Source organism: Paracoccus luteus, assembly GCF_004522155.1.
GTDB lineage: Bacteria > Pseudomonadota > Alphaproteobacteria > Rhodobacterales > Rhodobacteraceae > Paracoccus > Paracoccus luteus.
The window spans coordinates 92241-104438 of sequence record NZ_SDEA01000002.1; the positions used below are offsets into that span (position 1 = coordinate 92241).

Sequence of the window (12198 nt, forward strand, 5' to 3'; positions counted from 1 at the left end):
TAGATCATGACAAACGCCACCAGCCGCCGCGGCCTGCTCAAAGCCACTCCCGCGCTCGCCTTCTTGGGTGCCTTGCCGGCGGGCGCCAGCACCGGAACTCCTGTCGCCGCCCTGTTCCGTGAGTGGAGGGCGGCACAGGAGGCCGAGGACGCAGGCTACACTGCCGGGCTACCGGACGAAGAGCTCGACCAGCTTGCTGATTATCGCAGTGCGATTGAAAAGCGCATGATGGCGACCCCTTGCGAGACTGCTGCAGACTTCATCTGCAAGGTCACTGCGCACACGGCCTTCGGCGTGTTTTGTCTCCCGGACGAAAATCAACAGCCGGGGCTCTGGAAAGAGGCCCGCGCCCTGATCGGCGGTGCAGCATGAACCGCCGCGCCCTTCTGAAAGCCGCGCCTGCGCTCGCGCTGGCAGGCGCGGTCCCTGCTGGGGCAGAAGACGAGACGCCCGTCGCCGCCCTGTTCCGCGAGTGGAAGCGGCTAAATGCGGACGTGTGGTCTGCCGACAAGGCCGATGACAATGATGCCTTTGAACGAGCGCATGATGCCCGTTGGGTGCATGAACAGATCCTCATGCATGAGCCGAGTCGATGCGAACGGGACGTGCTTCTGAAAATCGCCGCATGGACGGACACGGGCGAGGCGGATCTAGAGGTCGGCAACCCGCATCTAGCGACAGTCTGGGCCGAGCTGCGCGCCATGTTCGGCGCCCCGACCTGATCGGCGCCTGACCCTACCCCATCATGAAGCCGACAGGCCCCGCCCAGCGCGGGGCCTTTGCTTTGTTCGCGTTTGACAGTGAGCGTTGGTCAACAGCCGCTCATGAAAAGTTGCTCGCTGCGGATGTTGGAACCCGCACCAGTCACACTTAGTTCACCTGTTGCGTTTATTTCGATTGACGGGTGACAGCCGACATAGTCCCATGTATGGCGTCGCTCGCGAGCGTTCGCGGACGTTCGCCGACGTTCGCCGACCGCATGAAAGACTAGGGGGAAACTATGCTTGCACTTATGGACCAGACGCGTGAGCCCTTCGTCGCGGACGAAGCCGAGGCCGTCGTTGCTCGTCGTGCAGCTGACAGTCTGAAGGCCGTTGCCGAGGCGCATGAGAGTGTCAAGGTGTCGATCGATCCTCTTGAAGGTGGCCCAAAAATCATCGTGCCGCTGCCAGCTCCCGCGGTTGCGATGTTTCACGCCGTGCTAGAAGCAATGGCCAACCGAACGCCGATCTCTCTCATTCCCTACGAGGCGGAACTGTCAACGCAGCAAGCTGCTGACTACCTAAACGTCTCGCGCCCTTATCTTGTCCGCAAACTAGATGCGGGCGAGTTGCCCTCTCGGAAGGTCGGCACCCACCGGCGTGTGCAGTTCTCTGACTTGGTTGCATACGAGCAAAATTGCCGTGCTGAGCAGAGCAAGGCCCTTGAAGACCTGCATGCAGAAGAAAGGGCTCTTGGGCTGGAATGATTTCGACTTTCACGGCATTCTTCGATGTAAATGTCTTCTATGGCGCGAGGCTGCGAAGCCTCGTGCTCTATATCGCTCAGACCAAGCTCTTTCGTGCTCGATGGAGCGACATGGTCCATGACGAGTGGGTCAGGAACCTGGTGACGAACCGCACGGACCTCCAGCCTGAGAACTTGAAAAAGACGCGAGAACTGATGAACGCGGCAGTGCCTGACTGCCTTGTCACCGGCTTCGAGCCCCTAATGGGCGGCATCGTCCTGCCGGATCCTGACGACTGTCATGTTGTTGCCGCCGCCATCATGACGCGCGCGAACGTAGTAGTGACATTCAATCAGAAAGACTTTCCAGAAGAAATCATGGAAACCTTTCGCCTCCACACGAAACATCCTGACGACTTCCTGATGGACGTTTTCAGCCTTGGCCCCAACGATGTGTCAGAGGCTGTCATTAATGACTTCCTGCACTATCGCGCTCCTCCCATGACGTTTGATGACTACAGAGCAAGCCTCGAAAAAGCAGGTGTGCCAAACTTCGCAGCGGCAATCGAGCCGTTGGAGGTGTTGATACCATCTAGCAACGGATCAGGCTGCTGAGGGCAGCGTCTGACACGGAGAGGGATCTAAAAAATAAGGAGCCCGCGAACACCTAGGGAACGCGGGCTAGACCTTTATAAGCGGGATGCTGTATGTTTCTAATCGGACTGTCTTTTTGCGGAGAGGTCCGACTATAGCAACCTGCGAATCATCGCATCCCAACCTGCCGCGTCTCTATGGGTGCGCGGCTGTGTAGTCAAGATGCGATTGACTAGCCCGAGTGTCAAGAAAGGACACCCGATGGCACCCAAGAAAGACAACGATGACGTTATCCATCAAGTTGAACTAGTTGAATACAAGCAGCCGGGGCACGCTGACCCTATCGCCCTCAGACTCGACCCTGGGACGGAGACGATCTGGGCAACGCAGGCGCAGATCGCTGAGCTGTTCGGAACGTCTCAGCAGAATATCTCCTATCATCTCAAAGGTATATTCAATGATGGCGAGCTAGATCAGGCCAGCAATACAAAGATTATTTGTATTGATTCCTCGAAGAAGCCCGTACGGCTGTATAGCCTAGATGCTATTATCTCTGCCGGATACAGAGTAAACTCCAAGGCCGCAACGCGCTTCCGCCAGTGGGCCACCGGGACCCTCAAGGCGTTTATCGAACAGGGGTTCGTCATCAACGAGCGCGCTCTGCGCGCCTCTCCGGAGAAACTTGACGCCCTTGCAGCGCAGATCCGCGCGCTGCGCTCGGAAGAGAAGCATGTCTTCGCCAAGGTGCGGGAGTGCTTCAAGATGGGGTCGTCAGACTATGATCCGTCGTCCAAGGAGGTTCGGACCTTCTATGCCTTGCTCCAGGACAAGTTTCATTACGCCGTCACGACCATGACCAGCGCGAAGCTGGTGATGGACCGCGCAGATCACACCTTGGAGAACATGGGCGTTATCTCCTTCTCGGGAAAGCGGCCGACGAAAGCTGAAGCTATGGTTGGAAAGAACTTCCTGACGAAAGAAGAGCTTTACAGGCTTCACATTCTTTCCGAGCAGTTCTTGCTCTACGCTGAGGCAACCGCGCTTGCTGGCAAGAAGATGACAATGGCATCGTTACATGCCCAGTTGGACCGCCTCCTTACCCTCAACGACTACAAGGTCTTTGGTGGCTGGGAGGATTACCTCGGCGCTGAGATGAAGCGGCACATCGATAGAGAATATGAGTATTATCTCGCGAGGATAAAGGTCGAAGATGCCGGGCTCGACTATGACCCAATAAGCCGGGATATAGGACTATACGACCACATCCTCAGCGCATGATGGAGACCCCGCTCCGGCGGGGCTCCCCCATGTGCGCTGAATGCTCATCCCGTAACAGCTCTGTAACCTCACGCCCGCCCCACCGGCGGGCGTCTTGCTGCAAGAGTTCTACTCACGAGCGCAATCAGCGTAGGCGCCTTAGCTATACGGTGGCCAGTCCCGTGCATGCCCCTGCCGCACCATCTCACAGCCCAGATCCGCCACCTTCCGCAGTCGCGCAGCGCACCACGGGGCGGTCATAGCGGTCAACGTCCATCAGGCCGCAGGCGAGCGTCTGACCTTCGACCAGCGCAGCCAGCGCCCAGCTGGCCTCAATCCCGCCCGGGTCACGTATCTCCGGCGCGCTGATACCCCATAGCCGCAGGCGGAGGTTCTTGCCGGGACTGTCCAGGCGCACCGTGTCACCGTCGATGGCGACGGCGCCTGTGATGCAGAGGGCGGCAAGGCAGGTCAGCATGGCGGGCGTCCGGAGGTTTTGTCAGTTGTGTCGGTTTCGTCAGTTGTCCGTTGGAGCAGAACTGCGCCGGCACATGGCTTTCCCGTATGGGCCTTCTGACGGGGCACTGACTCTTCATCTCCCCCGCCCTGCCCGACCATGACGAAGAAGGCCACCTCACCTCTGCAACAGGTCATCCTCTCCGTTCAAGGCAACCTTAAACCCCCGTAGGGCGAGCGTCTTTTGGGGTGGGGGCCCCAAAAGGCAAAGCGAGTTTTGCCTTTTTCACGAGGCAAAACATCTCAAGGGATGACTGATGACCGATAAAGGGTGCCCCATGAAAGCTTCGGTTCGCTGCGTCTCCCTCGCGCTGGGCGGAGCAGGACAGGCAACCCTTCACGCACAGGAGAAGCACGGCAAGCGTGAGGACGGCACCAGCCGCCTGCGCAGGATCCGGGACACGCCCCCCTTGGTCTACAAGACCCTCGACCTGCGAGCGGCCTACAATGCTCACATGGAAGGCGTGCAGCAGAACAAGGGATGCAAGAGACCCGTGCTGCACTTCATCATCAAGATGCCCGCCGAGGTCCTGACTGATCGCGCCCCCGGCGTATTCGCGGAACTCGCAAGCAAGGATGAAAAGCAGCGCCTGATGGCGGAGCAGGCTATCCGGTTCATCGAGGAAACCCATGGCGGCAAGGCTGTCTTTGCGGCACGGGTCGACCGGGACGAAGCAGGGGAACTCGTGGTCGATGTGTTCGCCGCGCCCCGCTACGAGAAGCGGACGAAGAAGGGCGTCAACCTCTGGGCCTCACCGACGAAGTTCGGGAAGGAACTGGCCGAGAAGCACCAGGACGAAATCCTGCGTCGGCATCCTCAAGCGCGCGGTCGGCTCACGAACCCCCGAGCGGTCGGGATTGCCCTTCAGGCCGAGTTCGCCTTGTTCTTTGAGCGCGAGAACGGCGCGCAGCTGACCAGGACGCCGAAGGACGACCCTCGCCCTGACCGGCTGGAAACCGACGCGTTCAAGGCTGTTGCGGAAGCCCAGCGCACCGTCACCGAGCAGAGGGACGCATGGGAGACGAGGCGAGCAGAGGTGGAAGCCCAGATGGCGCGGCAGATCGCCACCGTCGAAGCGATGACCACCGCTGCCGTGAAGGAACGACAGGAGGCGCTGGATGCTCGTGCTGAGGCCCGCAACGAATGGGAACGGGCGAGAGCCTTCAGCGAGCATCTCGCCGCACTGGCACATCGTCTGGTGCGCTGGCTGAAGCGCGACGACCTGCCGGCCGAGGCGAGGCGTTCCGGCGTCCAGATCGGCGCAGAAGTGGTCGAATCCATGAAGGTCATCGACACGGACCACGGCGGAGCGACGCACCCTTGGGATTCGCCGCACTGACCCCTCGCCAGCCCGTTCCGGGACGGTTCGACGTCCCTAGTCGTCCAGCACGATCTACGAGCATGCCGCGCGCGCGGTGGGGTAAACTGTGGGGCGGACCTAGGTATGGGCGGCCTAAGCTATTGTTCTTGCAAGAGAAAATCTGTTGAAACTGGTGGAGCCGAGGGGAATCGAACCCCTGGCCTCATCATTGCGAACGATGCGCTCTACCAACTGAGCTACGGCCCCACAGGCGCGCTGTTTGGACCGGCGCGGACAGGCTGTCAAGGCCCCGTCGCGCGCCCGCAGCGGGGGCTGTCTGCCCCCGCGCCCCCGAGGATATTTCCGCACCAAAGACGCCGTTAACCGAATCTCAATCCGAATCGGGCAGACCAGAGGGGCGGTACAGGCGGGGACGCCGATGACCGCCACCGAAGACGCTACAGTCCGCGGGGACGAGCGCCCGCGCGGACTGTGTGCGCCCCGCCAGCGTCGTCTTTGGTGCTGAAATATCCCCGCCGGAGGCACCGCCGGCACGGCGGTCACGACTGGCCGCGCACCCAGTCCGCCAGCTGCGCCGCCGGGCGCGCGCCAGCCAGCCGCGCGGCCTCGCGGCCGTCGCGGAACAGGATGAACGCCGGAATGCCGCGGATATCGAACCGGACCGTCGCGTCGGGATGGCTTTGCGTGTCGATCTTGGCCAGCCGCGCCCGGCCGGCCAGCAACCCGGCGGCGCGCTCGAACTCGGGCGCCATCGCGCGGCAGGGGCCGCACCACGGCGCCCAGAAATCCACCAGCAGCGGCAGGCTGTCGCGCCGCGCCGCCCGCTCCAGCGTCGCAAGGTCGATGGCCACCGGCTTGGCGGGCATCAGCGCCGCGCCGCAGGTGCCGCATTTCGGCGACTGGTCCAGCCGGTCCGCGGGCAGTCGGTTGCCCTGCCCGCAGGCCAGGCAGGTCAGGGTGTGGGTGTGGGTGTGGGTTTCGGCCATCGCGCCCCCTTTCGTCCCCGGACAACGCCGGGGACGGCAAAAGGATCACGCCTATTCGGCCGCTTCGGCATAGGCCTCGACCGGCGGGCAGGTGCAGATCAGGTTGCGGTCGCCCGCCACGTTGTCCACGCGCCCCACCGGCGGCCAGTATTTGTCCACCCGGAACGCGCCCGGCGGAAAGCAGCCCTGTTCGCGCGAATAGGGGCGGTCCCAGTCGGCGACCAGATCCTCGACCGTGTGGGGCGCGTGGCGCAGGGGCGAGGCGGCGGCGGCGATGCGGCCTTCGGCGACCTGCGCGATCTCGGCCCGGATCGCCATCATCGCGGTGACAAAGCGGTCGAGTTCCGCCTTGGTCTCGGACTCGGTCGGTTCCACCATCAGCGTGCCGGCCACCGGCCAGCTCATCGTCGGCGCGTGGAAGCCGTTGTCGATCAGCCGCTTGGCGATGTCATCCACGGTCACGCCATGTTCGGCAAAGACGCGGGTGTCCACGATGCATTCATGCGCGACGCGGCCGCGGTTGCCCATGAACAGGATCGGGTAGGCCCCGGCCAGCCGCGCGGCGATATAGTTGGCGTTCAGGATGGCCACCCGCGTCGCCTGCGTCAGCCCCGCGCCGCCCATCATCAGCACATAGGCCCACGAGATCAGCAGGATCGACGCCGACCCCCAGGGTGCCGCCGAAACCGCGCCGAGGCCGTCGCGCGGATCGGCCGGCAGATAGGGCGCCAGATGCGCCTTGACCCCGATCGGCCCCATGCCGGGGCCCCCGCCGCCATGCGGGATGGCAAAGGTCTTGTGCAGGTTCAGGTGACTGACGTCGCCGCCGATCTCGCCCGGCTTTACCAGCCCGACCAGCGCGTTCATGTTCGCGCCGTCGATATAGACCTGCCCGCCGTGGTCGTGGGTGATGCGGCAGACGTCGCGCACGGTATCCTCGAAGACGCCGTGGGTGCTGGGATAGGTGATCATCACCGCCGCCAGCTTGTCGCCCGCCTTGGCGGCCTTGTCGGCGAAATCCTCCAGGTCGATGTCGCCGTTCGGGGCGGATTTCACCACCACGACCTTCATCCCCGCCATCTGCGCGCTGGCCGGGTTGGTGCCATGCGCGCTGGTCGGGATCAGGCAGACGTCGCGGTCCTCGCCGTTGGCCTTGTGCCAGGCGGCGATGGTCAGAAGGCCTGCATATTCCCCCTGCGCGCCGCTGTTTGGCTGCAGCGAAAACGCGTCATAGCCGGTGATCGCGCACAGCTTTCCGGTCAGGTCGGCGAACATCCGGTGATAGCCTGCGGCCTGATGGGCGGGCGCAAAGGGGTGCAGCGCGCCGAACTCGGGCCAGGTCAGGGGCATCATCTCGGCCGCGGCGTTCAGCTTCATCGTGCACGACCCCAGCGGGATCATCGCCCGGTCCAGCGCCAGGTCGCGGTCCGACAGGCGGCGCATATAGCGCATCATCTCGGATTCCGCCCGGTTCATGTGGAACACCGGATGGGTCAGATAGTCGCTTTCGCGCAGCAGATCGTCCGGGATTGCCGGGTCGCGGGCGGGTTCGGCCGCGTCGGTGATGCCAAAGGCGTCCAGCACCCGCGCGATGACGCAAGCGTCGGTCGTCTCGTCCAGCGAGATGCCCACCCGGTCGCGGCCCACCCGGCGCAGGTTGATGCCGCGCTGTTCGGCGGCCGCCAGGATGCCGGCCTGTCCGACGCCCACGCGCACGGTGATGGTGTCGAAGAACGCCTCGGGCTGGACCTCGGCCCCGGCCTCGCGCAGGGCGCGGGCCAGCGTCGCGGTGTGCAGGTGGACCCGCTGGGCGATGGCGCGCAGGCCGACGGGGCCGTGGAACACCGCATAGAACGACGCCATGACCGCCAGCAGCGCCTGCGCCGTGCAGACGTTGGACGTGGCCTTTTCGCGGCGGATGTGCTGTTCGCGCGTCTGCAGCGCCAGCCGGTATGCCTGCCGCCCCGCCGCGTCCACGCTGACGCCGACGATGCGGCCGGGCATCGCGCGCTTCATCTCGTCGCGGCAGGCCATGAAGGCCGCGTGCGGCCCGCCATAGCCCATCGGCACGCCGAACCGCTGGGACGAGCCGACCGCGATGTCGGCGCCCATCGCGCCCGGTTCCTTCAGCAGGCACAGCGCCAGCAGGTCGGTGGCCACGATGGCGACCGCCCCCGCCGCGTGCAGCGCCGCGCAGTCGTCGGTCAGGTCGCGGATATGGCCGAAGGTGCCGGGATACTGGAAGATCGCGCCGAACACCGCACCGGGGTCGCAGTCCCCGTGCTTGCCGCGGACGATCTCGATCCCCAGCGGCGCGGCCCGCGTCTCGATCACCGCCACGCTTTGCGGGTGCAGGTCGTCGGCAACAAAGAACGCGGTCGCCTTGGACTTGGCCGAGCGCTGCGCCATCGCCATCGCCTCGGCCGCCGCCGTCGCCTCGTCCAGCAGGCTGGCGTTGGCGACCGGCAGGCCGGTCAGGTCGGCCACCATCGTCTGATAGTTCAGCAGCGCCTCAAGCCGCCCCTGCGCGATTTCCGGCTGATAGGGCGTATAGGCGGTATACCACGCCGGGTTTTCCAGGATGTTGCGCTGAATCGCGGGCGGCGTGACGGTGCCGTGATAGCCCTGCCCGATCAGGCTGGTCATCACCCGGTTCTGCCCGCCCACCTCGCGCATCAGGGCCAGCAGCTCGCGTTCCGACAGCGCCGGCCAGTCCAGCGCGCTGTCCTGCCGGATCGAGGCCGGCACGGTCTGGTCGATCAGCTCGTCAAGGCTGCCCACACCCAGCACGGCCAGCATCTCGGCCATCTCGGCGGGCGAGGGGCCGATGTGGCGGCGGTTGGCGAAATCGTCGGGATCATAGGCGGTGGGGGTCCAGCGGGTCATGGCGTCGCTCGTTCGAAATGGCCGCATGGGCCGGAATGACTGGGCAAAGAGCGCGGCGGTGCGGCCCCGCGCCCTTTTCTTTCTTGTGGAAATATCCCCGGGGTCCGGGGCGGCGCCCCGGTCCGGCCGTGCGGCTCAGCCGATCAGCGCCTGATAGGCGGCTTCGTCCATGAATGCGTCCATCGCGCCCGGCTCGGTGGGCTTGATGCGAAAGAACCAGGCGGCCATCGCGTCGTCATTGACCGCGCCGGGGGTGTCCGCCACGGCCGAGTTGACGGCGGTGATGGTGCCCGCGATGGGGGCCACGATGTCGGACGCGGCCTTGACCGATTCGATCACCACGATCTCCTCGCCGGCCTCGACCTCGCGCCCCTCTTCGGGCAGTTCGATGAACACCACGTCGCCCAGCTGTTCGCTGGCATGCGCGGTGATGCCCACGACGATCTCGTCGCCGTCGGCGCGCAGCCATTCGTGGTCTGGGGTGAATTTCAGCATGGGCCGACCTTTCAGCGTTTATAGGTGGGGATGACAAAGGGCATGGGCGCGATCCGCGCGGGCAGGCGCTTGCCGCGCAGTTCGGCGTAAACGGTGGCGCCTTCGGCCAGTTCCGCGGGCAGGACCGCCATCGCCACCGGCGCGGCCACCGACGGGCCGAACCCGCCCGAGCTGACGGTGCCGATGGACTCGCCCCCTTCGGCCGCCGCGAACAGCGCCACGCCCTCGCGCATCGGCGCGCGGCCTTCGGGGCGCAGGCCGCGGCGGACGCGCGTGGCGCGGCCCAGTTCCGGCAGGATGACCTCAGCGCCCGGAAAGCCGCCCTCGCGCTCGCCGCCGGTGCGGCGCAGCTTGGGGATCGACCAGCCCAGCCCGGCCTCCGCCGGGGTGGTGTCCGCGTCCATGTCGTGGCCATACAGCGGCAGCCCCGCCTCCAGCCGCAGGCTGTCGCGGGCGCCAAGGCCGATGGGCGCCACCCCTTCCTGCGCCAGCAGCGCGCGGGCGAAATCCTCGGCCCGGTCGGCGCGGACCGAGATCTCGAACCCGTCCTCGCCGGTATAGCCGGACCGGCTGACCCACAGCGTGCCGCCATCCCACGGCAAATCGGCCGAATCCATGAAACGCAGATCGGCCGCGCCCGGCACCAGCGCGGCCAGCGCCGCCTCGGCTCGCGGACCCTGCAGTGCCAAAAGCGCGCGGTCGGTCACGACCTCGGGGGCCAGCGCCGCCGCGATCATGTGGGCTGCGTCCTGCGCGGCGTTGGCGGCGTTCACCACCAGCAGCAGATGGTCGCCCTTGTTGGCGATCATCAGATCGTCCAGCACGCCGCCACTGTCGTTGGTGAACAGCCCGTAGCGCTGCCGGCCCTGCGGCAGGCCCATGATGTCGGCGGGCACCAGCCGTTCCAGCGCCTGCGCCGCGTCCGGCCCGCGCAGGATCACCTGCCCCATGTGGCTGACGTCGAACAGCCCGGCGGCGGCGCGGGTGTGCAGATGCTCGGCCAGCACCCCCATCGGATACTGGACCGGCATTTCCCATCCGGCAAAGGGCACCATCCGGGCGCCCAGCGCCAGGTGCAGGTCGTAAAGCGGCGTGCGTCGCAGGTCATCGGTCACGGCATCCTCCCGGCGGCCCGAACGGCCGCGCTTGCGATGCCCCCTCTGTCCCTACCCCGCGGGGGGCGCCTGAGATCGTTATCCCTTCGGCGGGCCAAGCGGCCACTCTTCAGAGTCTGTCGTGGAAACGGTCTTTTTGCCTGAGAGTTTACCGGGGCGGTTGCTCCTTCGGCCCTGGATCGCGCCAGCGTCTCCCGGTTTCCAAGGCCGGTTTAGCCGCCCGCGATCGCCGCTGGCAAGGGGGTTTGTCGCACCCCCCCGGATCAGCGGCGCGGGAAGACAAAGGCGCGGTCGCGGCGCAGCATCAGCCACATCGGCGTGCCGGGGTCGGGCATGAACACCGCCGGGACGGTGGCGCGCAGGACCGACCCGTCGTGGTCCATGCGGAACTCGACCAGCGATTCGCGGCCCAGAAAACGGGCGCGCTGGACGACGCCATGCGCGGCGGTGCCGTGTTCGGGCGTGGGCGCCGGCCCCCTGCCGCCGCGGTGAAAGTCGATGCGCAGGTGCTGGGGGCGGATCACGATGTCCACGGGCGTCCCGTCGGGGACGCCGGGGGTCAGGAACTCGCCGAACGGCGTGTCGGTCAGCGCACCCTGCACGGTGCCGGTCAGGACGTTGACGTCCGAGAAGAACGCCGCCGCCTCGCGGTCCACGGGCGCGTTGTAAAGGTTATAGGGCGCGCCGCGCTGCACGATCCGCCCGCGCCGCATCAGCAGGATCTGGTCGGCCATGCGCATCGCCTCGTGCGGCTCGTGCGTGACCAGCAGGACGGCGGTGCCCTCGTCCTTCAGCAGGGCCAGCGTCTCGTCGCGGATGCCGTCGCGCAGCCGCTCGTCCAGCCCCGAGAACGGCTCGTCCATCAGCAGGATGCGGGGGCTGGGGGCCAAGGCGCGGGCCAGCGCGACGCGCTGCTGCTCGCCCCCCGACAGCGCGTGGGGATAGCTGTCGACATGGTCCGACATGCGCACGCGGTCCAGCAGCTCCGCCACCCGCGCCCGGTTCGCCGCCGCCCCGCCTTTCAGGCCAAAGGCCACGTTGTCGGCGACCGACAGATGCGGGAACAGCGCAAAGTCCTGGAACATCAGCCCGATGGCCCGGCGTTCCGGCGGCACCCGGAACACGGTGTCGCAGACCAGTCGCCCGTCCACGGAAATCCGGCCGCCGTCCTGCATGTCCACGCCCGCCACGATCCGCAGCGTCGTGGACTTGCCGCAGCCGGACGGGCCCAGCAGGCAGGCGACCTCGCCGGCCGAGACGGTAAAGGACACGTCGTCCACCACCGCCAGCCCGTCAAAGACGCGGGTCAGCTTGTCGACGGCAAGGCGCGGCGGCGGGGGCTGGCTGTGGGGCACCGGCAATCCGATCAATTCGGTCGGCAATGCCTAGCAGGCCGGTCCCTGCTGGTAAAGTTCGGGCGTATGCCAGTTCGCGGGCATATAAATGCCCCCGTGCTCGGACCGATCATTCTGCGGATAGGAGAACGTCCATGTCCTCAGAACACATTGCACTGATCACCGCCCTCATCACACTCATTGCAGCCATCATCGAAAGATGGCCGCGATGACGGCCCCCTGTGCG

The 12198-nt window shown here is 65.7% G+C and carries 12 protein-coding genes, 1 tRNA gene and 1 riboswitch; of the genes, 6 read left to right on the top strand and 7 right to left on the bottom strand.

Going from position 1 to position 12198, the window contains the following annotated elements; genetic code table 11:
- The first annotated feature begins 6 nt into the window (after positions 1 to 6).
- The 5 genes from EPA64_RS03280 to rhuM all read left to right on the top strand — a co-directional run bounded on the left by EPA64_RS03280 (position 7) and on the right by rhuM (position 3318).
- Entirely contained in the window at positions 7 to 372 is a 366-nt protein-coding gene (locus tag EPA64_RS03280) for a hypothetical protein (protein WP_134724832.1), read from the top strand.
- Positions 369 to 722, top strand: a complete 354-nt coding sequence (locus EPA64_RS03285; protein WP_134724833.1) for a hypothetical protein — start codon at positions 369 to 371, stop codon at positions 720 to 722. Before EPA64_RS03280 ends, EPA64_RS03285 begins: the two co-directional genes overlap by 4 nt.
- A 278-nt stretch (positions 723 to 1000) precedes the next feature.
- The gene (locus EPA64_RS03290; protein WP_134724834.1) at positions 1001 to 1468 is read left to right on the top strand and encodes a helix-turn-helix domain-containing protein; all 468 of its coding nucleotides are present in this window, start codon (positions 1001 to 1003) and stop codon (positions 1466 to 1468) included.
- Positions 1465 to 2061 carry a PIN domain-containing protein gene (locus EPA64_RS03295; protein ID WP_134724835.1) on the top strand — a complete coding sequence of 199 codons (597 nt, stop codon included), beginning with the start codon at positions 1465 to 1467 and terminating at the stop codon, positions 2059 to 2061. The genes EPA64_RS03290 and EPA64_RS03295 overlap by 4 nt, the downstream gene beginning before the upstream one ends.
- Positions 2062 to 2301: 240 nt before the next feature.
- Complete coding sequence (gene rhuM, locus EPA64_RS03300) at positions 2302 to 3318, top strand: RhuM family protein (protein WP_134724836.1); 1017 nt, start codon at positions 2302 to 2304, stop codon at positions 3316 to 3318.
- 184 nt (positions 3319 to 3502) lie between these two features.
- Here the strand turns inward: rhuM and EPA64_RS03305 are convergent, their stop codons facing one another.
- Positions 3503 to 3775, bottom strand: a complete 273-nt coding sequence (locus EPA64_RS03305) for a thermonuclease family protein (protein WP_134724837.1) — start codon at positions 3773 to 3775, stop codon at positions 3503 to 3505.
- 316 nt (positions 3776 to 4091) lie between these two features.
- Here EPA64_RS03305 and EPA64_RS03310 point away from each other — a divergent pair, with 316 nt between their 5' ends.
- Positions 4092 to 5153 carry a hypothetical protein gene (locus tag EPA64_RS03310; protein WP_134724838.1) on the top strand — a complete coding sequence of 354 codons (1062 nt, stop codon included), beginning with the start codon at positions 4092 to 4094 and terminating at the stop codon, positions 5151 to 5153.
- A gap of 152 nt (positions 5154 to 5305) precedes the next feature.
- Here EPA64_RS03310 and EPA64_RS03315 read toward each other — a convergent pair.
- From EPA64_RS03315 to EPA64_RS03340, 6 genes are all read right to left on the bottom strand, one after another.
- A tRNA-Ala gene (locus EPA64_RS03315) sits at positions 5306 to 5381 on the bottom strand.
- A gap of 293 nt (positions 5382 to 5674) precedes the next feature.
- Positions 5675 to 6121 (bottom strand): thioredoxin TrxC, encoded by a 447-nt coding sequence (trxC, locus tag EPA64_RS03320; protein WP_134724839.1) that lies wholly within the window; start codon positions 6119 to 6121, stop codon positions 5675 to 5677.
- Between the two features lie 51 nt (positions 6122 to 6172).
- Positions 6173 to 9007 carry an aminomethyl-transferring glycine dehydrogenase gene (gene gcvP, locus EPA64_RS03325; protein WP_134724840.1) on the bottom strand — a complete coding sequence of 945 codons (2835 nt, stop codon included), beginning with the start codon at positions 9005 to 9007 and terminating at the stop codon, positions 6173 to 6175.
- 135 nt (positions 9008 to 9142) lie between these two features.
- Positions 9143 to 9499: a glycine cleavage system protein GcvH gene (gene gcvH / locus EPA64_RS03330; protein WP_167626583.1), complete on the bottom strand. Its 357-nt coding sequence runs from the start codon at positions 9497 to 9499 to the stop codon at positions 9143 to 9145.
- A 14-nt stretch (positions 9500 to 9513) separates the two neighbouring features.
- Complete coding sequence (gene gcvT / locus EPA64_RS03335; protein WP_134724842.1) at positions 9514 to 10617, bottom strand: glycine cleavage system aminomethyltransferase GcvT; 1104 nt, start codon at positions 10615 to 10617, stop codon at positions 9514 to 9516.
- Positions 10618 to 10735: 118 nt separating this feature from the next.
- Positions 10736 to 10824, bottom strand: a riboswitch (glycine riboswitch).
- 56 nt (positions 10825 to 10880) lie between these two features.
- Positions 10881 to 11999 carry an ABC transporter ATP-binding protein gene (locus tag EPA64_RS03340; RefSeq protein WP_134724843.1) on the bottom strand — a complete coding sequence of 373 codons (1119 nt, stop codon included), beginning with the start codon at positions 11997 to 11999 and terminating at the stop codon, positions 10881 to 10883.
- Positions 12000 to 12198 lie beyond the last annotated feature (199 nt).